Annotated in this window: 20 protein-coding genes; 18 read left to right on the top strand and 2 right to left on the bottom strand. The window is 61.5% G+C overall.

Annotated elements, in window-relative coordinates:
* The first annotated feature begins 279 nt into the window (after positions 1-279).
* The 5 genes from AAIH46_RS19940 to dnaQ are packed head-to-tail and all read left to right on the top strand — an operon-like array spanning position 280 to position 3,878.
* Positions 280-1,101 (top strand): pyruvate, water dikinase regulatory protein, encoded by an 822-nt coding sequence (locus tag AAIH46_RS19940; protein WP_430307817.1) that lies wholly within the window; start codon positions 280-282, stop codon positions 1,099-1,101.
* 40 nt (positions 1,102-1,141) lie between these two features.
* The gene (locus tag AAIH46_RS19935; protein WP_430307816.1) at positions 1,142-1,741 is read left to right on the top strand and encodes a Maf-like protein; all 600 of its coding nucleotides are present in this window, start codon (positions 1,142-1,144) and stop codon (positions 1,739-1,741) included.
* Positions 1,734-2,585 carry a shikimate dehydrogenase gene (locus AAIH46_RS19930; protein WP_430307946.1) on the top strand — a complete coding sequence of 284 codons (852 nt, stop codon included), beginning with the start codon at positions 1,734-1,736 and terminating at the stop codon, positions 2,583-2,585. The genes AAIH46_RS19935 and AAIH46_RS19930 overlap by 8 nt, the downstream gene beginning before the upstream one ends.
* Positions 2,582-3,190, top strand: coding sequence for a dephospho-CoA kinase (gene coaE, locus AAIH46_RS19925; RefSeq protein ID WP_430307815.1), 609 nt, complete (start codon positions 2,582-2,584; stop codon positions 3,188-3,190). Before AAIH46_RS19930 ends, coaE begins: the two co-directional genes overlap by 4 nt.
* The gene (gene dnaQ / locus AAIH46_RS19920; protein ID WP_430307814.1) at positions 3,183-3,878 is read left to right on the top strand and encodes a DNA polymerase III subunit epsilon; all 696 of its coding nucleotides are present in this window, start codon (positions 3,183-3,185) and stop codon (positions 3,876-3,878) included. The genes coaE and dnaQ overlap by 8 nt, the downstream gene beginning before the upstream one ends.
* 54 nt (positions 3,879-3,932) lie before the next feature.
* Here dnaQ and secB read toward each other — a convergent pair whose 3' ends face one another.
* The gene (gene secB, locus AAIH46_RS19915; protein ID WP_430307813.1) at positions 3,933-4,400 is read right to left on the bottom strand and encodes a protein-export chaperone SecB; all 468 of its coding nucleotides are present in this window, start codon (positions 4,398-4,400) and stop codon (positions 3,933-3,935) included.
* A 118-nt stretch (positions 4,401-4,518) separates the two neighbouring features.
* Positions 4,519-5,052 (bottom strand): FxsA family protein, encoded by a 534-nt coding sequence (locus AAIH46_RS19910; protein ID WP_430307812.1) that lies wholly within the window; start codon positions 5,050-5,052, stop codon positions 4,519-4,521.
* Between the two features lie 119 nt (positions 5,053-5,171).
* Here AAIH46_RS19910 and AAIH46_RS19905 point away from each other — a divergent pair, with 119 nt between their 5' ends.
* From AAIH46_RS19905 to AAIH46_RS19845, 13 genes are all read left to right on the top strand, one after another.
* On the top strand, positions 5,172-5,870 hold the full coding sequence (locus tag AAIH46_RS19905) for a Tim44/TimA family putative adaptor protein (protein WP_430307945.1): 699 nt from the start codon (positions 5,172-5,174) through the stop codon (positions 5,868-5,870).
* On the top strand, positions 5,867-6,982 hold the full coding sequence (mltA, locus tag AAIH46_RS19900) for a murein transglycosylase A (RefSeq protein ID WP_430307811.1): 1,116 nt from the start codon (positions 5,867-5,869) through the stop codon (positions 6,980-6,982). The genes AAIH46_RS19905 and mltA overlap by 4 nt, the downstream gene beginning before the upstream one ends.
* Positions 6,982-7,542 carry a Smr/MutS family protein gene (locus AAIH46_RS19895; protein ID WP_430307810.1) on the top strand — a complete coding sequence of 187 codons (561 nt, stop codon included), beginning with the start codon at positions 6,982-6,984 and terminating at the stop codon, positions 7,540-7,542. The genes mltA and AAIH46_RS19895 overlap by 1 nt, the downstream gene beginning before the upstream one ends.
* Positions 7,539-7,904, top strand: coding sequence for a helix-turn-helix domain-containing protein (locus AAIH46_RS19890; protein WP_430307809.1), 366 nt, complete (start codon positions 7,539-7,541; stop codon positions 7,902-7,904). Before AAIH46_RS19895 ends, AAIH46_RS19890 begins: the two co-directional genes overlap by 4 nt.
* A 130-nt stretch (positions 7,905-8,034) precedes the next feature.
* The gene (gyrB, locus tag AAIH46_RS19885) at positions 8,035-10,467 is read left to right on the top strand and encodes a DNA topoisomerase (ATP-hydrolyzing) subunit B (RefSeq protein WP_430307808.1); all 2,433 of its coding nucleotides are present in this window, start codon (positions 8,035-8,037) and stop codon (positions 10,465-10,467) included.
* 253 nt (positions 10,468-10,720) lie between these two features.
* A complete protein-coding gene (locus AAIH46_RS19880) occupies positions 10,721-12,001 on the top strand; it encodes a polyhydroxyalkanoate depolymerase (RefSeq protein ID WP_430307807.1) in 1,281 nt (426 codons plus the stop codon).
* 149 nt (positions 12,002-12,150) lie between these two features.
* The gene (locus AAIH46_RS19875; RefSeq protein ID WP_430307806.1) at positions 12,151-12,570 is read left to right on the top strand and encodes a DUF2852 domain-containing protein; all 420 of its coding nucleotides are present in this window, start codon (positions 12,151-12,153) and stop codon (positions 12,568-12,570) included.
* A 91-nt stretch (positions 12,571-12,661) separates the two neighbouring features.
* Entirely contained in the window at positions 12,662-13,420 is a 759-nt protein-coding gene (locus tag AAIH46_RS19870) for a M48 family metallopeptidase (RefSeq protein WP_430307805.1), read from the top strand.
* Between the two features lie 66 nt (positions 13,421-13,486).
* Positions 13,487-14,149: a phosphoribosylanthranilate isomerase gene (locus AAIH46_RS19865; RefSeq protein ID WP_430307804.1), complete on the top strand. Its 663-nt coding sequence runs from the start codon at positions 13,487-13,489 to the stop codon at positions 14,147-14,149.
* Between the two features lie 4 nt (positions 14,150-14,153).
* Positions 14,154-15,374 carry a tryptophan synthase subunit beta gene (trpB, locus tag AAIH46_RS19860; RefSeq protein WP_430307803.1) on the top strand — a complete coding sequence of 407 codons (1,221 nt, stop codon included), beginning with the start codon at positions 14,154-14,156 and terminating at the stop codon, positions 15,372-15,374.
* A 2-nt stretch (positions 15,375-15,376) separates the two neighbouring features.
* On the top strand, positions 15,377-16,216 hold the full coding sequence (trpA, locus tag AAIH46_RS19855; protein WP_430307802.1) for a tryptophan synthase subunit alpha: 840 nt from the start codon (positions 15,377-15,379) through the stop codon (positions 16,214-16,216).
* A gap of 39 nt (positions 16,217-16,255) precedes the next feature.
* Positions 16,256-17,140, top strand: a complete 885-nt coding sequence (gene accD / locus AAIH46_RS19850) for an acetyl-CoA carboxylase, carboxyltransferase subunit beta (protein WP_430307801.1) — start codon at positions 16,256-16,258, stop codon at positions 17,138-17,140.
* A 66-nt stretch (positions 17,141-17,206) separates the two neighbouring features.
* Positions 17,207-18,550, top strand: coding sequence for a bifunctional folylpolyglutamate synthase/dihydrofolate synthase (locus AAIH46_RS19845; protein ID WP_430307800.1), 1,344 nt, complete (start codon positions 17,207-17,209; stop codon positions 18,548-18,550).
* The last annotated feature ends 76 nt before the right edge of the window (positions 18,551-18,626 follow it).

Genomic DNA, 18,626 nt, shown 5'->3' with positions numbered 1-18,626 from the left:
GGAGGGCCAGATTCCCGACCGAGCAGCCGGGATCTGTGGATAGCCGGAATCGATGTGCAGGATCAGCGGGTTGGAAAAACTGTGCCGATAGCGGTCTTGTGGATAACACGTGGGGCGGATCGGGATATCCGAAGCTCATCCCCGTTTTCAACAAGCTGGTAAAAAGGCTCGCCATCCGACGGCCGATGTGGATAAATCGCGACTTATCCTGCATCGGGTTCGAGCGACCGGCACCGGTCGATGTTCGTCCCGCATTATCAACAGAGGAGGAAGTTTAGCGTGGAGAACCGCAAAAGCTTCTTTCATCTGCACCTGATTTCTGACTCTACGGGCGAGACGCTTATTTCAGCGGGCAGGGCAGCATCGGCGCAGTTCAACTCGGCATTGCCCATCGAGCATGTGTATCCGCTGATCCGTAATCGCCGCCAGTTGATGCCGGTGTTGGAATCGATCGACGAAAAGCCCGGTATCGTCCTTTATACGGTGGTCGACCAGGAACTTGCCGATTACATCGATGAACGCTGCAAGGCGATCGGAGTTCCGAGCGTCAACGTTCTGGAGCCGGTTCTTGCGACGTTTCAGACCTACCTCGGGACGCGGTCGCGACGCCGCGTCGGTGCGCAGCACGCATTGACGGCGGAGTACTTCCAACGGATCGAGGCGCTGAACTTCGCCATGGATCACGATGACGGTCAGATGGCGGAAAGCTATGACGAGGCCGATGTCGTTCTGATCGGCATCAGCCGGACCTCGAAGACGCCGACCAGCATCTATCTCGCCAATCGTGGCATCAAGGCCGCGAACATTCCGATCGTAGCGCATGTGCCGTTGCCGGAAAGCCTGCTGAAGGCGACGAAGCCGTTGATCGTCGGCCTGATTGCGACGACCGACCGGATCTCGCAGGTTCGCGAGAACAGAGAGCTTGGAACGGTCCTCGGCTTTGATCGCAGCCATTATACTGATCGTGCCAACATCAACGAAGAACTCAAATATGCGCGGGCGCTCTGCGCGCGGCATCAATGGCCGCTGATCGACGTCACGCGGCGGTCCATCGAAGAAACCGCCGCGGCTATCGTTGCCCTGCGCCCGAAGTTACGGTAATCGCCGCAGCGATCCCCGTGCACATGACTGGAAGGCTGTCTTGACCCAACCACTCGTGCTGGCCTCGTCCAGTCCCTTTCGCCGGATGCTGATGGAAAATGCCGGTCTTGTCTTCCAGACACGTGCCGCATCCATTGATGAGCGAGCGATAGACCAGAAGCTTGAAGCGGCGGGTGCGACGCCGCAAGAGGTGGCGCTGGCGCTTGCGCGCGCAAAGGCTCTCGATGTCTGCCATCATTATCCGGGAGCATTCGTCATCGGCTCTGACCAGACGATGTCGCTGGGCGAACGAGTCTATCACAAGCCATCGTCGCGTGCCGAAGCGCGAGAAGCGATCCTGTCGCTGTCGGGCAAAACGCACCACCTCAACAGCGGCGTGGCGATTGCGCGCGACGGCGAGGTGCTGTGGGAAACGGTATCACGAGCGGCACTGACGGTACGGCCGCTGACTGAAGCTTTCGTCGATCGCTACCTGGACACGGCCGGCGACGCTGTTCTGGGGAGTGTCGGCGGCTATCAGCTGGAAGGGCATGGGATCCAGTTGTTCTCGGCGATCGATGGTGACTATTTCACGATCCTTGGTCTGCCCATGTTGCCTGTTCTCAATGCCCTGCGGGAGCTTAGAGCTATCGATGGCTGATTCACGTGAAACAGCGCACGCCTTCGTTGTCGGATCGCCGATCCGGCATTCACGCTCGCCGATCATTCATGGACATTGGCTGAAACACCTCGGGATCGATGGCAGCTACACGGCGATCGACGTTCCCGAGGGACAGTTCGTCGGGTTCATCGAGGAGCTGAAGCGTGGGCGACAGTTCCGTGGCGGCAATGTCACCATTCCTCACAAGGAACACGCCTATCGGCTGGCAGACCAGCCGGATGATCTGGCGCATGAACTTGGCGCCGCCAATACGCTCTGGTTGGAAGAGGGGCTGTTGAAGGCGACCAACACCGATGGCTTCGGCTTCACTGCCAATCTCGACGAGCGATCGCCCGGCTGGGACAAAGCCGCACGCGCCGTCATCCTCGGTGCCGGCGGTGCCAGCCGCGCGATCATTCAGGCGGTGCGCAACAGGGGGATTGCGGAAATCCACGTCGTCAACCGGACCCTGTCCAGAGCCCAGGAGCTCGCCGACCGGTTCGGCGATAGGATCCATGCACATCCCATGGAAGCGCTCGATGAAGTTATCCAAGGCGCTAGCCTGTTCATCAATACGACGTCGCTTGGCATGGACGGCGAAACCGCGATGGACATCGACTTTCGCGGCTTGGCGAGGGATGCGGTGGTGACGGACATTGTCTATGTGCCGCTGGAAACCCCGATTCTAGCGCAGGCCCGTGCTCAGGGTTTGAAAACCGTCGACGGTTTAGGGATGCTTCTTCACCAGGCTTCACCGGGTTTCGAAAGATGGTTCGGCCAGCGGCCTGCCGTTGACGAAGAGCTCCGGGACCTGGTCATCCGCGACATGGAGCGCCACGGATGATCAAGATCGGCCTCACTGGATCGATCGGCATGGGGAAATCCACGACGGCCGGGCTTTTTGCAGCAGAGGGTACCCCGGTCAACGACGCCGACGCGGTGGTGCACGATCTTTATCGAAGCGACGCGGTTGCCCCGGTCGAGGCGGCGTTCCCTGGAGTGGCATCAACCGGTGTCGTGGATCGTGCCGAACTTGCCAGGCGCCTGTCAGACGATCCTGCAGGTTTCAAGAAGCTCGAAGCCATCGTCCATCCGCTGGTGCGAATGAGAGAAGAGCAGTTTCTTGACCAACAGGCGAGACTGGGCGCGGATATCGTCCTCCTCGATATCCCGCTCCTCTTTGAAGCAGGCGCCGCGCATCGGGTGGATACGGTGGTGGTCGTCACCTGTGATCCACAGGTCCAACGCCAGCGGGTGCTTGCGCGCCCGGGCATGACGGAGGAGAAGTTCGAGATGATCCTGTCGCGTCAGATCCCTGATTCGCAGAAGCGCCGGCAGGCGGATTTCATCATCGATACCGGCCACGGGATCGATGCGGCGACACAGCGGGTTCGGCAGATCCTCAAAGCCGTGCGCGCCGGGACCTTGAGCGAGAAGAACCATGCGTGAAATCATCTTCGATACGGAAACCACAGGTCTCGAAAACCGGCTCGATCGGGTGATCGAAATTGGTGGCGTGGAACTCTTCAATCACTTCCCCACCGGCCGCACGTTTCACGTCTACATCAATCCCGGCGATCGCAAGGTTCATCCGGATGCGCTGGCGGTACACGGCATCACCGACGATTTCCTGAAGGACAAGCCGCCATTCTCCGCCGTCGTTCAGGAACTTCTGGAGTTCTTCGACGGCGCTAAATGGATTGCCCATAACGCGACGTTCGACATGGGCTTCATCAATGCCGAGCTTGATCGGCTCGGCCTGCCGCCGGTGCCGAACGATCACGTTGTCGATACGCTGTCGCTGGCGCGGCGCAAGCATCCGATGGGCCCGAATTCGCTCGATGCACTCTGCCGGCGCTACGGCATCGACAACTCCCACCGCACCAAGCACGGCGCACTGCTCGACTCCGAACTTCTGGCAGAAGTCTACATCGAGATGATCGGCGGCCGTCAGGCAGCACTCGGTCTCGTCGGCGCCGAACAGGTCACGACGGTTATCGAAGTCGAAGACGTCGACGTCATCACGCTGCAACGACCGCGGCCGCTTCCGCCGCGGATGACCGAAGCGGAAATCGCGGCGCATGCGGCGCTGGTCAATTCGCTTGGCGAGAAGGCACTCTGGGCTCGCTACCAGTAGAACATAAAAAACCCGGCGTGAGCCGGGTTCTTGTGGTGGGCGATCTTTGGAAGATCAGCTGTTCAGCGGCTGAACCTGGGCGCGGGTCTGTTCTTCGGCGACGCGCTGCGCAAACATCTGACCGAAATCGATCGGATCGATCATCAGCGGCGGGAAGCCACCGTTGCGTGTTACGTCGGAGATGATCTGACGGGCGAACGGGAAGAGCAGGCGCGGGCACTCGATGAACAGGACCGGCAGCATGTGCTCCTGCGGGAAGCCGGTGATCTGGAAGACGCCGCCATAGACGAGCTCGGCCGCGAACACGACCTTGTCGCCGTCCTTGGCTTCAGCGTTCAGCGACAGCACAACGTCGAAATCCGTGTCGGAAAGCGGGTTGGCATTGACGTTGACGTTGATGTTGATCGACGGAGCCTTGTCGCGAGCCTGAAGCGAACGCGGAGCGCCCGGATTTTCGAAGGACAGGTCCTTCGTGTACTGGGCGAGAATGGTAAGCGACGGAGATTGGGTTTCGGTGTCCATTGGCTGTTCCTCGGCTTCGATCTTTTGCGCCGTCTATCACTTCGATGTGAGGCTTACAACCCTGACGCCCATGACGTTGGGGCAGGTTCGGGTGTGGGTTGGCCCCGTTCCGGGTGCATCATTGATCATCCGCCGGCCGGTCGGACCAGGGAGACGAGGGGCCAGATTTTCGCTGGTAATCGGTGCTGTCGAGATCGATGGTCTGCGGGCTGGCAGCGGGAGGCTGGTTTGCGCTCGTCGAAGGGTTCGGGTTGGGCGAAGAACCGGGATAGCCAGCGGGTGTGCGGCTCGTTCGGACGATCACGCGCTGGCCGATCTGCTGCCAGATCAGCCGGCGCACGCCGGGGATGAACAGCAGGAGGCCGATGATGTCTGTCAGAAAGCCGGGCAGGATCAGCAGGATTGACCCAACGACGATCATCGCGCCACTGACGATTGCTTCCCCAGGGACGCGGCCCTGTTGGCCTTCCGTGTTGATCTGCCGCAGAACGCTCAGGCCTTGGCTGCGCAGGAGAAGGATGCCGATCACGCTCGACAGGATGACCAGCGCCAGCGTCGACCATAGACCCAGCCACCGCCCGACGATCACGAAGCCGGCAATTTCCGCCAGAGGCAGACCGAACAGAACTAGCGGGACGAGGAGGAGGCGCATGGTGTCTTTCGATAAGGGTGTTTCGTTGAAAAGCGAACCATCCTTCCGCTATTTGAATGATGGCCGGATCAGACTATATGAGATGGAACCTTTCAATTCCAACGATACCACGGGTGAAAATGGGCGCGAACGACTTCATAACTCTGTTTTTCCTCGTGGCTGCCGTCCTGATATTCCTGCAACTGCGCAGCGTTCTCGGCCGGCGAACAGGAAATGAGAAACCTCCCGTCGATCCGTTCGGTGCTCGCGATGCGTCCCGTGGTCCTGGCGTCGATGATGGGAAGGTCGTGACCCTGCCGCGTCGGGACCAGGTAGACGACGAGCAGCGGTTTTCGGATATCGATGCGGTGGCCAAGCCCGGCACCGAACTGAATGGCGGCCTGCGCGAACTGGTGAAGGCCGATCCCTCCTTCCAACCGAAGGAATTTCTTGCCGGTGCCAAGATGGCCTACGAGATGATCGTCATGGCCTTCGCTGACGGCGACCGCAAGGCGCTCAAGGACCTTCTGTCGAAGGAAGTCTACGATGGCTTCAACGCGGCGATCACCGACCGCGAAGCGCGGGGCGAAACCGTCAAGTCGAGCTTCGTCGGCATCGACAAGGCAGACCTCACCCATGCCGGGGTGAAGGACAATGACGAGCAGATCACCGTCCGTATCGTCAGCCAGTTGATCTCCGCCACCTATGACAAGAGCGGTACGTTGATCGATGGCGATGCCGAAGCGGTGTCCGAAGTGATCGACATCTGGACCTTTGCCCGTGACATTCGCTCGCGCGATCCGAACTGGAAGCTCGTGGCGACCGAATCCGAGCAATGACCGTGTCGGACGGATTTCAGCTTCGGGAAGTGGACTACTCGGATTTGAGGGGGTGGGGGTCGGACGATCCCCGCCCCCTCTTTTCCGTGATGCGGGAGTGTCTGGAGTATCTCGATCAGGGAAAGCCCTACCGCGCTGGAGCCGTGGGTCTGACTGCGGACGATCTGCGGCCGTTGCTGGCTGATGCCGCGTCGATCCAGCCAGCCGATCCTGCAGCGGCGCGGCTGTTCTTCGAGCAGCGTTGCATCCCTTTCCGCATTGAACGGGGAGACCAGGGCGCGGGCTTCGTCACCGCTTTCTATGAGCCGGAAGTCGAGGTCTCGGATAAGCTGGAATCCGGCTACCGTTATCCGTTCTACCGTCGCCCGCCCGACCTCGTCGACTTGGATGAAACCAGCCGGCCGCCGGATCTGGACGCGTCCTACGCCTTTGGGCGGCTGGACGATGGGGCGATCGAAGCCTATCCGGACCGGCAGGCGATCGATCAGGGATGTCTAGAGGGACGCGGCTTGGAGATCGCCTGGGCGAAGTCCAAAATAGACGTCTTTTTCGCGCATGTGCAAGGCGCGGCACGGCTCCGTTACCCTGATGGCAGGTTGGGCAGGATCACCTATGCGGCCAAGGCGGGGCATCCCTTTTCACCGATCGGCAAGCTTCTGATCGACCGGAGAGAGATCGAGCGCGAGCAGATCTCCATGCAGTCGATCCGTCGCTGGCTGGCAGAGAATCCGGCTAAGGTCGATGAAGTGCTGTGGCACAATCGATCCTATATCTTCTTCCGGGAGGCTGAAGTCACGGATCTCGACCGCGGTCCGATCGCGGCGGCCAAGGTGCCGCTGTTGACGGGGCGGTCGCTCGCGGTGGACAGGTCGATCCATACCTTCGGCTTCCCGTTTTTCATCCATTCGCAGACCCTCAGCCATCTTTCGGACGGGCAGCCATTTTCGAGACTGATGCTGGCGCTCGACACCGGGACCGCGATCGTCGGTCCTGCGCGCGGCGATATCTTCACCGGCAGCGGAGACGAGGCGGGCGAACTTGCAGGCACCGTGCGCAATGACGCAGACTTCTACATCCTGATTCCGATAGCGGCTGCGCAGAGGTTCCGGTGATGAAAAGCGGGCGGAAACTCAATTCGGATGAACGCATCCTCTGGGGCAAGGTGGCGAAGACCACCAAGCCGATGCCCGGCCGGCTGGAGGACCTGCTCAAGTTTGATGAAGAGGATATTGCCGCCAACATGCCAGTGACTGGCGCACCCTCGGCTCAGACGGTCGGCAAGGTTTCCTTCGAAGACAGGGCAGGGGTATCCAAGCAGCAGCCGAAGGGCCAGCACCACGCGCTGGAGCGGCCGGTGAAGCGTAAGCTGGCGCGCGGTCGTCTGCCGCTGGAGGCGCGGATCGACCTCCATGGGCTGATCCAGAGCCAGGCGCATGGTGTGCTGCTCGACTTCCTGCTGCGTGCGCACGACCGAGGTCTGCGGCACGTGCTCGTCATCACCGGCAAGGGAAGTTCTCTCGGCAGTGAGGGTGCTTTGAAGCGCTCGGTTCCGCTGTGGTTCTCAAAACCGGAATTCCGCTTCCTGATCTCTTCGTACGAGCCGGCGGCACGCCAGCATGGTGGGGAGGGGGCCCTATATGTGCGCCTCAGTCGCCGGGGAGACGCCCCGTGACACCGTTCGGCGAGGCGCTGCGGGCCCTTCGCAAGGAAAAGGGCGTCACGCAGCAGGAGATGGCAGCAGCGATAGGCGTTTCCTCGGCCTACCTGTCGGCTTTGGAACATGGTCGGCGGGGCCGGCCGAGCTTTGATTTCCTGCAGCGGGTCGCCGGATATTTCAACGTCATCTGGGACGAGGCGGATGAGTTGTTCAGCCTGGCGGCCGGATCCAACCCGCGCGTCGTCGTCGACACGAGTGGCCTTTCACCGGAATACACAACGCTTGCCAATTTGCTGGCCCGGCAGATTCGCAACTTGCAGCCCGACGTGGTAGATGAACTGGTGAAGCTGCTGGAAAAAGCCCCAAATCGGGGCTAGAGCCGACGTCGTCCCCTGTTTTTCAGGCTGAGATCCTTTAAAAACGGGGTTGTAACTCCCTATAGTCCTGCCAAAGGACGACGGTGATTCGCCGCTCACCGTCCGCAGCAAGAAACTAGAAAGTTGATTGATGAGCGATACACCCGTCAGCGATAGCGCGAGTGCCGAATACGGAGCCGATTCCATCAAGGTCCTGAAGGGCCTCGATGCGGTTCGCAAGCGCCCCGGCATGTACATTGGCGATACCGACGATGGCTCCGGCCTTCATCACATGGTCTACGAAGTGGTGGACAATGCGATCGACGAAGCTTTGGCCGGCCACGCCGACATCGTGACCGTGACTCTGAATGCCGACGGATCTGTGACGGTGACCGATAACGGCCGCGGCATCCCGACCGACATCCACACGGGCGAGGGCGTATCTGCGGCAGAAGTCATCATGACCCAGCTGCACGCCGGCGGGAAGTTCGACCAGAACTCCTATAAGGTGTCCGGCGGTCTCCATGGCGTCGGCGTCTCCGTTGTCAACGCGCTCTCCGTCAAGCTCAGCCTGAAGATCCGTCGCAGCGGCAAGGTTCACGAGATGAGCTTTACCCACGGCGTGCCGGACGGACCTTTGAAGGTGATCGGCGATTATGAAGGCCGGTCGGGAACGGAGGTCACCTTCCTGCCGAGCACTGATACGTTCACCAAGGTGGATTTCGACTACGGGACGCTGGAGCATCGCCTGCGCGAGCTTGCATTCCTGAACTCCGGTGTCCGCATCCTCCTGACCGACAAGCGCAAGTCCGACATCCGCCAGGAAGAAATGCTGTATGACGGAGGCCTCGAAGCCTTCGTCCGCTACCTGGACCGTTCCAAGAAGCCGTTGGTCAATACGCCAGTCGCCATCCGCGGCGAGAAGGATGGGATCACCGTCGAAGTGGCGATGTGGTGGAACGACAGCTACCACGAGAATGTGCTGTGCTTCACCAACAACATTCCCCAGCGCGATGGCGGCACGCATATGGCCGGCTTCCGTGGTGCGTTGACGCGCCAGATCACCTCCTATGCAGACACGTCCGGCATCACCAAGAAGGAAAAGGTGACGCTGCAGGGTGAGGACTGCCGAGAAGGTCTGACGGCGGTACTGTCTGTGAAGGTACCGGACCCGAAGTTCTCGTCGCAGACGAAGGACAAGCTGGTTTCCTCCGAGGTTCGCCCCGTGGTCGAAAACCTCGTCAACGAGGCCCTCAGCACCTGGTTCGAAGAGCACCCGACCGAAGCCAAGATCCTTGTCGGCAAGGTCGTTGAAGCGGCCGTTGCACGCGAAGCCGCTCGCAAGGCCCGGGAACTGACGCGCCGCAAGGGCGCTCTCGACATCGCCTCGCTTCCCGGCAAGCTTGCTGACTGCTCCGAGCGCGATCCGGCAAAATCTGAACTGTTCCTGGTTGAAGGCGATTCTGCCGGTGGCTCCGCCAAGCAGGGTCGCTCGCGTGAAAACCAGGCGATCCTGCCGCTGCGTGGCAAGATCCTCAACGTCGAGCGTGCCCGCTTCGACAAGATGCTGGGCAGCCAGGAAATCGGTACGCTTATCACCGCGCTTGGTACGTCCATCGGCAAGGACGAGTTCAACCCCGACAAGCTGCGCTATCACAAGATCATCATCATGACGGACGCCGACGTCGACGGCGCCCACATCCGTACGCTGCTGCTGACCTTCTTCTTCCGCCAGATGCCTGAGTTGATCGAGCGCGGCCACCTCTATATTGCCCAGCCGCCGCTCTACAAGGTGACCCGCGGCAAGTCGGTCCAGTATCTGAAGGACGAGAAGGCACTGGAGGACTATCTGATCGGCCAGGGCCTCGACGATGCGACCCTGACGCTCGGCTCCGGCGAAGTGCGGGCCGGTGCAGATCTTCGCGAAATGATCCAGGATGCTCTGCGGATGCGCTCGCTGCTGGATGGCCTCCACTCGCGCTACAGCCGGGCGATCGTCGAGCAGGCTGCGATTGCCGGCGCGCTCAATCCGGAACTGACGGACAACCCGGAGAAGGCGCAGGAAACGGCGACTGAAGTTGCCCGCCGTCTCGATGTGATCGCCGAGGAAACCGAGCGCGGCTGGTCCGGTCATGTGACCAAGGAAGGCGGCCTGCGTTTCGAGCGGATGGTGCGCGGCGTCAAGGAGGCCGCCGCCCTCGACGTGGCACTGATCGGTTCTGCCGACGCCCGCCACATCGACCAGATGACGGCCCGTCTCAACGACATCTACGGCACGCCGCCGCGGCTGACACGAAAGGAAGGGACGACGGAAATTGCCGGTCCACGCGCGCTTCTTGATGCAATCTTCGCCTCTGGTCGCAAGGGCCTGTCGATGCAGCGCTACAAGGGGCTGGGCGAAATGAACGCCGAGCAGCTTTGGGAAACGACGCTGGATCCGAACGTGCGCTCGCTGCTGCAGGTCAAGGTCAACGACGCAACCGATGCGGACGGGCTGTTTGCACGTCTGATGGGTGATGAAGTTGAGCCCCGACGCGAGTTCATCCAGGAAAACGCGCTGAACGTCGCAAATCTCGACATCTGACGCATTCGGTTTCACGTGAATCTTCCTGTGGACTGATTCACGTGAAACACCTTCTGTTAGCTTTTCCGCGATCATTGCCGCCGCCCGCTGTCGAAAAGACAGCACCGTAATGGAACCAACCGCCTGTCGAGTTCTTGCCTTGGTACGTTAGCGCGCAAATGACTTTGTTGCGCCGCACAAGCGACGGGTCTAATCTCCCGGCGCAGTCGCCACCGGCCTCTTGCCGGTGGAACCCTGGAAAGCAGGAACTCGCATGTTTTACCAGCTTTATGAGTTGAACCACGCGGCCATGGCACCCTTGCGCGCCTCGACCGAAGCGTTGCGGCTTTTCTACAGCAACCCGATGAATCCTTGGGCGCAGACCTCCTACGGGCGGACCGTTTCGGCGGGGCTGGAAGTCTTCGAGCGGGCGACGCGCCGTTACGCCAAGCCGGAGTTCGGGCTGCCGACGACGGTTGTCGATGGGCGGACGGTAGAGGTTGTCGAGGAGGTGGTCTGGTCTCGTCCTTTCTGCAAGCTGGTCCACTTCCAGCGCGCTCTTCAAGCTGATCAGACGGTAGGACCGAAAATTCTCATCGTTGCGCCGATGTCGGGTCACTATGCGACCTTGCTCCGCGGCACCGTGGAAGCGCTGATGAAAGGCGCCGACGTTTACATCACGGATTGGCAGGACGCGCGCATCGTGCCGATGACGGATGGCCAGTTCGATCTCGACGATTACATCGACTACGTCATCGACATGCTGCACCACCTTGGCCCCAACACCCACGTGGTGGCGGTCTGCCAGCCGTCGGTTCCGGTGCTTGCCGCCGTGGCCCTGATGGAGGAAGCCGCCGATCCGTGTGCGCCGGCATCGATGACCTTGATGGGCGGGCCGATCGACACGCGCATCAACCCGACAGCCGTCAACAAGCTGGCGCAGGATCGGCCGCTGGAATGGTTTCAGGACAACGTCGTGATGACGGTGCCGTGGCCGCAGCCGGGTTTCATGCGCCCGGTCTATCCCGGGTTCCTACAGCTTTCCGGCTTCATGTCGATGAACCTCGACAAGCACGTGGTCGCCCACAACGAGTTCTTCGAGCACCTGGTGAGGAATGACGGGGAACCGGCCGATAAGCACCGGGAGTTCTATGACGAGTATCTGGCAGTCATGGATTTGACGGCAGAATTCTACCTGCAGACCGTCGATACGGTGTTCATCAAGCACGCGCTGCCGAAGGGCGAGATGACCCATCGTGGCGAAAAGGTCGACACCACCGCGATCCGCAACGTCGCGCTGCTGACCATTGAGGGCGAGAACGACGACATCTCCGGCATCGGCCAGACGAAGGCTGCCCAGACGATCTGCACAAACATTCCTGATGACAAGCGGATGCACTACGTGCAGCCGGACGTCGGCCATTACGGCGTCTTCAATGGCTCGCGCTTCCGCCGCGAGATTGCGCCGCGGATCCTTGCCTTTGCCACCGAGCATTCGATCGCACCGAAGAAGAAGGTGGCACCGCGCGTGATCAAAGGCGGCAAAAGCGGCTGACTGTCGGCCTCTTAGCGAATTCCAGGAGCTTAATCAGCATCTTCGCGGATTGCAGAACAGCCTGTCTTGAAGGCGGATCGGCCGCATCCCACATCGAGTTTCAGCCGCAGGCATGAGGCCTGCGCGTTGAGAACGAGGTAGTGCAACCGATGAACCAGTCTGCATTGATACGCCCGGATTGGACTCCGGCGACCATCGCCCTCATGGTCCTCGGCTTCGTGGTCTTCTGGCCACTGGGTCTTGCCATGCTCGCCTACATCATCTTCGGTGAACGGCTGCGCGACTTCAAGCGCAACGCCAACGACAGAGCGGACGGCTTCTTCAACGGCTTCCGTCGCTCCACCCGCCGGTATGGCCCAACCGCCACCGGCAACATGGCCTTCGACGACTGGCGCAGAGCCGAGACGGATCGCATCGAGGAACAGCGCCGCAAGCTTGAAGAGATGCGCGAAGAATTCGATTCGTACCTTCGCGAGCTTCGTCGCGCCAAGGATCAGGAAGAATTCGACCGCTTCATGCGCGAGCGTGGCGGCCGGGGTCCGGAAGGCAATCAGTATCCTGCCGTCTGATCGCAGTTCAGCTTTGAAGACAACGGACCGGCACCTCGCGTGCCGGTCTTTTTCGTGGCTTAAGCTCCGCCGAATCGGCTAGATATCCTCGATGTTCTCCCGTCTCACAAGCACCAGGCGCCCGGCAAAACCGCTGCAGAAAAGCGAGCGGACATTGCAGGTTGGCGACCGGCTGCTGCCTTTGACGGTTCGCGAGCATGCCCAGGCGACGCGCATCACGCTGCGCATCGAGCCGGGTGGCCGTGCTCTGCGCCTGACCATCCCGCGCGGCCTGAAGATGCGGGAAGTGGATGCTTTCCTTGCCCGCCACGACGAGTGGCTGCGCATGAAGCTCTCGAAGTTTCAGCCGGCCGCCGGGCTGCGGCCGGGTGCTGCGATCGATCTGCGCGGCGCCGCCCACCGGATCGTCCATACCGGCTCACTGCGGGGGCTGACCGAAGCGTCGGTGGAGAACGGTACCCCAGTCATCCGGGTGAGCGGGCTGGAGGATCATCTCGGGCGACGGCTGGAAGCCTTCCTGAAAAAGCAGGCGCGGATCGATCTGGAGGCGCGCGTTTCAGTGCATGCCGCGGCGGTCGGCAAGCCTGTGCGCTCCATCAGCATGAAGGACACCCGGAGCCGCTGGGGCTCCTGTTCCTCCGACGGCAATCTGAGCTTCTCCTGGAGGATCGTCATGGCGCCGCCCGTGGTCATCGACTATCTTGCGGCACACGAGGTGGCGCATCTGAAGGAGATGAACCACGGCCCCCGGTTCTGGGCGCTGTGTCTCTCTCTCTGCCCGCGCATGGAAGAGGCACGGCGGTGGCTGAAACTCCACGGATCACAGCTTCACGCCATCGACTTTGGCTGAACCGGCCACCGTCTTCACCCGCAATTTGCCTCGACTTGAGGCGCGATTCGTGCAAGTTCGCCTTTCATGACACCCGATATCAAAATCTGCGGATTGACGACGCCGGAGGCGATCGACCTGGCAGTGGCGCGCGGCGCGACACATGTCGGATTCATCTTCTTCGAGAAGAGCCCACGTCACATCGACCCGCTGACAGCCGGATCGCTTGCCGATCGGGTCCGGGGGCAGGCAAAGATCGTCGCCGTCACGGTGGATGCCGATAACGAGCAGCTGGAAGAGATTATCGCGTTCCTCAAGCCGGACATTCTTCAGTTGCATGGCCGCGAGACGGCGCAGCGCGTCCTCGACGTCAAGGCGATGTTCGGGCTGCCGGTGATGAAGGCCTTCTCCATTCGCACGGCCGAGGATCTTCGGCAGATCGAAAGCTACGATGGCCTGGCCGACCGCATGCTCTTCGATGCCAAGGCGCCGGCCGGATCGGATCTTCCGGGCGGCAACGGCGTTGCCTTTGATTGGACGATCATGGCCGCGCTTGACGACGGCGTTGAATACATGCTTTCCGGTGGCCTCACCAAGGACAACGTGGCGCAGGCCCTGTCGATGACACGGGCGCCGGGTATCGATATATCGTCAGGCGTGGAAAGCACGCCGGGGGTCAAGGACAGCGCGAAGATGAATGCCTTCTTCGATGCAGTCGATGAATGGCGCCGCAGCAGAGCACAGGAGTGACACCGTGAACCAGCCTCTGAAGCCGAATTCGTTCCGGGCCGGTCCCGATGAGGAAGGCCGCTTCGGCATCTATGGCGGCCGTTTCGTCGCCGAGACGCTGATGCCGCTGATCCTCGACCTGCAGGCCGAGTGGAACAAGGCGAAGACAGATCCGGAGTTCCAGGCGGAGCTGGCCTATCTGAACACGCATTATATCGGCCGGCCGAGCCCGATGTATTTCGCCGAGCGGCTGACTGCGGAGCTTGGCGGCGCCAAGATCTACTTCAAGCGCGACGAACTGAACCATACCGGCAGTCACAAGATCAACAACTGCATCGGCCAGATTCTGCTCGCCAAGCGAATGGGCAAGAAGCGCATCATTGCCGAAACCGGCGCCGGCCAGCACGGCGTTGCCTCGGCAACCGTCGCCGCGCGCTTCGGTCTGCCATGCGTCGTCTATATGGGCGCGACCGATGTCGAGCGTCAGGCGCCGAACGTCTTCCGCATGAAGCTGCTCGGTGCGGAGGTGAGGCCTGTAACGTCCGGTCACGGGACCCTGAAGGACGCGATGAACGAGGCCCTGCGCGACTGGGTCACGAATGTTGACGACACCTATTACATCATCGGAACGGCGGCCGGTCCGCACCCGTATCCGGAGATGGTCCGCGAATTCCAGTCGGTAATCGGAAAGGAAGCCCGCGAGCAGATGATGGCCGCCGAAGGCCGCCTGCCGGATATGCTGGTTGCAGCGGTTGGCGGCGGCTCCAACGCAATTGGGCTTTTCCATCCCTTCCTGGACGATGAGAGCGTGGCGATCGTCGGCGTCGAAGCCGGCGGCAAGGGCCTCGAAGGCGAGGAGCATTGCGCATCGCTGACGGCTGGTCGGCCAGGCGTCCTGCACGGCAACCGCACCTACCTTCTGCAGGACGGCGACGGGCAGATCAAGGAAGGCCACTCGATCTCGGCTGGCCTCGACTATCCGGGCATCGGGCCCGAACACTCATGGCTGAAGGATAGCGGCCGGGTCGAATACGTGCCGATCAAGGACGATGAGGCGCTCGCCGCCTTCCAGCTTCTGACCCGCACGGAGGGCATCATCCCGGCGCTCGAGCCCAGCCACGCGCTGGCGGAAGTCATGAAGCGGGCGCCGAAGATGGACAAGGACCAGATCATCCTGATGAACCTCTGTGGCCGTGGCGACAAGGACATCTTCACCGTCGGCAAGATTCTCGGAATGGACCTCTGATCATGACCGCACGCATGGACGCACGTTTCGCCGCCTTGAAGGCAGAGGGCCGCCCGGCTCTCATCACCTACATGATGGGCGGCGATCCGGACTACCAGACCTCGCTCGGCATCATGAAGGCATTGCCGGAAGCCGGCGCCGATGTGATCGAGCTTGGAATGCCGTTCTCCGATCCCATGGCAGACGGCCCGGCGATCCAGATGGCAGGGCAGCGCGCGCTTGCCGCCGGCCAGACGCTGATCCGGACGCTCGATATCGCCCGGGAATTCCGTCAGACCGATCAGGACACGCCGATCGTGCTGATGGGCTACTACAATCCGATCTACAACATGGGCGTCGAGACCTTCCTCGATGCAGCCCTGGAAGCCGGTATCGACGGTCTGATCGTCGTCGACCTGCCGCCGGAGATGGACGACGAACTGTGCATCCCGGCGCTGGCAAAAGGCGTCAACTTCATTCGCCTGGCCACGCCGACGACCGACGAGAAGCGCCTGCCGACGGTTCTGCGCAACACGTCCGGCTTCGTCTATTACGTCTCGATGAACGGCATTACCGGTTCGGCGCTGCCGGATCCCTCGCGGGTCGGTGCTGCCGTCCAGCGCATCAAATCGCATACGGATCTGCCGGTCTGCGTCGGCTTCGGCGTCAAGACCGCCGACCATGCCAAGGCAATCGGCGCTGCGGCGGATGGCGTTGTCGTCGGGTCGGCTATCGTTGCCCAGGTGGCCGGCAGCCTGAGCGCTGACGGCAAGGCCACCGACCATACGGTCTCTGCAGTTGCGACGCTGGTGCGCGGTCTCGCCTCCGGCGTTCGCTCGGCACGCCTTGTTGCTGCCGAATAAAGTCATCACATTGACGCGCGTCAATCAGGAGTTCTGCCAGTGAACTGGATCACCAACTATGTGCGCCCTCGCATCAATTCCATGCTGGGCCGCCGGGAAGTGCCGGAAAACCTCTGGATCAAGTGCCCGGAAACGGGAGAGATGGTCTTCCACAAGGACCTCGAGGAAAACAAGTGGGTGATCCCCGCCTCGGGCTTCCACATGAAGATGCCGGCGAAGGCGCGGCTCGCCGACCTTTTTGACGGTGGCGTCTTCGAGAGCCTGCCGCAGCCCAAGGTGGCGCAGGATCCGTTGAAGTTCCGCGATTCGAAGAAATACAGCGACCGTCTCAAGGACAGCCGCCTGAAGACGGAACAGGAGGACACCATCCTCGCCGGTCTCGGCAATGTCCAGGGCATCAAGCTGGTCGCCGTGGTTCATGAATTCAACTTCATCGGCGGGTCTCTCGGCCTGGCAGCCGGCGAGGCAATCGTCAAGGCTGCCGAGCGGGCGCTTGCCGAGCGCTGTGCACTGGTGATCTTCCCGGCATCCGGCGGCGCTCGCATGCAGGAGGGTATCCTGTCGCTGATGCAGCTGCCGCGCACGACCGTTGCCATCGACATGCTGAAGGAAGCCGGTTTTCCCTACATCGTCGTGCTGACTAACCCGACCACCGGCGGCGTCACCGCCTCCTACGCGATGCTTGGCGATGTGCATATCGCCGAGCCGGGTGCCGAGATTGGCTTTGCCGGTAAGCGCGTCATCGAGCAGACGCTGCGCGAGAAGCTGCCGGAAGGTTTCCAGACCGCCGAATATCTGCTGGAGCACGGCATGGTCGACATGGTGGTGAAGCGCCATGATCTGGCTCGCACGCTTGCGACGCTCCTGAAGATCATGATGAAGCAGCCTGCCCAGTCCAGCCAGCCGCTTGCGCTGTCGGCTTGATCCCCATCATGGCTGAGCCTTGGGATTTGCCTGCCGCAGGATCGGCATTCTGGCCGGGAGACTGGAATGAACGACGTGGTGCATAGCGAGGCGGAACAGGTCATCGACGAGCTGATGCAGCTCCACCCCAAGGGCTATGACATGACCCTGGGGCGAATGCGGCGTCTCCTTGACGTGCTGGGCAATCCGCAATTGCGCCTGCCGCCGATGATCCACGTTGCCGGAACGAACGGCAAGGGCTCGGTTTCTGCCTTCAGCCGTGCGCTACTGGAGGCGGCAGGGCTCGCTGTCCACGTGCACACATCCCCGCATCTGGTGAACTGGCACGAGCGCTATCGCATCGGTCGCAAGGGCGAACCGGGCCGGCTCGTCGAGGATGCGGTGCTGGCGCAAGCGCTGCGCCGCGTCGCCAAGGCCAATGACGGGAAGGCAATCACGGTTTTCGAGATCCTGACGGCTGCCAGCTTCCTGCTGTTCTCGGAAATCCCTGCCGACGTGGTTATCATCGAGGTCGGCATGGGTGGCCGGCTCGACTGCACCAATGTCGTCGATACTCCCGCGGTCTCGGTAATCATGCCGATTTCGTTCGATCACCAGGCCTATCTCGGAGACAAGGTCGAGCTGATCGCCGCGGAGAAGGCCGGGATCATGAAGCCCGGCTGTCCGGTGGTCATTGGTCACCAGGAATTCGATGCCGCCGAAGAGACGCTGGTGGCGACCGCCGAACGTCTCGGTTGCCCGGTTTCGGTCTATGGGCAGGACTATTGGGCGCACGAGGAATTCGGACGACTGGTGTACCAGGACGAGTTCGGGCTTGCAGACCTGCCGCTGCCGCGGCTTCCGGGGCGCCACCAGTTCGCCAATGCGGCCGCCGCCATCCGGGCCGTCAAGGCCGCCGGTTTCGCGGTGACCGAAGCGATGATGGAAAAGGCCATGGGCAGCGTCGAATGGCCGGGTCGGCTGCAGAAGCTGACCACCGGCCTGTTGGTGCAGGCCGGCCCAAGCGGTGCTGAAATCTGGGTCGACGGCGGTCATAATCCGGGCGCCGGGGAAGTCATTGCCGAAGCCATGGCGGCTTTCGAGGAGCAGCAGCCTCGGCCGCTTTACCTCGTCACCGGCATGCTGAACACCAAGGATCCCGTCGGCTATTTCCGCGCCTTTGCCGATATCGCCGAAAACGTCTTCACGGTACCGATCCGCGGCAGCGATGCCGGGCTGGATCCCGTGGTGCTGGCAAATGCTGCCTACGACGCAGGCCTGGTGGCTGAACCGCAATCTTCCGTGGAAGAGGCATTACGCGAAATCGCGGCGCGGCAACTGCCCGACATGGCGCCGCCGCGGATTCTCATCGGCGGATCGCTTTATCTTGCCGGCAATGTCCTGGCGGACAACGGCACGCCTCCCACCTGATGTGGTGGAAATTTCAGGCCCAAAAAAACCGGCTGTTCGCACAGCCGGTTTTTTAATTGAACTCAGTCGAAGCTGC

Origin of the sequence: Rhizobium sp. 0TCS1.26 (assembly GCF_050455525.1) — a bacterium.
GTDB lineage: Bacteria > Pseudomonadota > Alphaproteobacteria > Rhizobiales > Rhizobiaceae > Neorhizobium.
This window is presented reverse-complemented; position numbering and strand designations above follow the sequence as displayed.

Excerpts from the sequence above, each read along its gene's own strand:
- AAIH46_RS19930 (WP_430307946.1), top strand. The coding sequence starts at position 1,734 with ATGGCTGATTCACGTGAAACAGCGCACGCCTTCGTTGTCGGATCGCCG.
- coaE (WP_430307815.1), top strand. The coding sequence starts at position 2,582 with ATGATCAAGATCGGCCTCACTGGATCGATCGGCATGGGGAAATCCACG.
- dnaQ (WP_430307814.1), top strand. The coding sequence starts at position 3,183 with ATGCGTGAAATCATCTTCGATACGGAAACCACAGGTCTCGAAAACCGG.
- secB (WP_430307813.1), bottom strand. The coding sequence starts at position 4,400 with ATGGACACCGAAACCCAATCTCCGTCGCTTACCATTCTCGCCCAGTAC.
- AAIH46_RS19910 (WP_430307812.1), bottom strand. The coding sequence starts at position 5,052 with ATGCGCCTCCTCCTCGTCCCGCTAGTTCTGTTCGGTCTGCCTCTGGCG.
- AAIH46_RS19905 (WP_430307945.1), top strand. The coding sequence starts at position 5,172 with ATGGGCGCGAACGACTTCATAACTCTGTTTTTCCTCGTGGCTGCCGTC.
- mltA (WP_430307811.1), top strand. The coding sequence starts at position 5,867 with ATGACCGTGTCGGACGGATTTCAGCTTCGGGAAGTGGACTACTCGGAT.
- AAIH46_RS19895 (WP_430307810.1), top strand. The coding sequence starts at position 6,982 with ATGAAAAGCGGGCGGAAACTCAATTCGGATGAACGCATCCTCTGGGGC.
- gyrB (WP_430307808.1), top strand. The coding sequence starts at position 8,035 with ATGAGCGATACACCCGTCAGCGATAGCGCGAGTGCCGAATACGGAGCC.
- AAIH46_RS19880 (WP_430307807.1), top strand. The coding sequence starts at position 10,721 with ATGTTTTACCAGCTTTATGAGTTGAACCACGCGGCCATGGCACCCTTG.
- AAIH46_RS19875 (WP_430307806.1), top strand. The coding sequence starts at position 12,151 with ATGAACCAGTCTGCATTGATACGCCCGGATTGGACTCCGGCGACCATC.
- AAIH46_RS19870 (WP_430307805.1), top strand. The coding sequence starts at position 12,662 with ATGTTCTCCCGTCTCACAAGCACCAGGCGCCCGGCAAAACCGCTGCAG.
- AAIH46_RS19865 (WP_430307804.1), top strand. The coding sequence starts at position 13,487 with ATGACACCCGATATCAAAATCTGCGGATTGACGACGCCGGAGGCGATC.
- trpA (WP_430307802.1), top strand. The coding sequence starts at position 15,377 with ATGACCGCACGCATGGACGCACGTTTCGCCGCCTTGAAGGCAGAGGGC.
- AAIH46_RS19845 (WP_430307800.1), top strand. The coding sequence starts at position 17,207 with ATGAACGACGTGGTGCATAGCGAGGCGGAACAGGTCATCGACGAGCTG.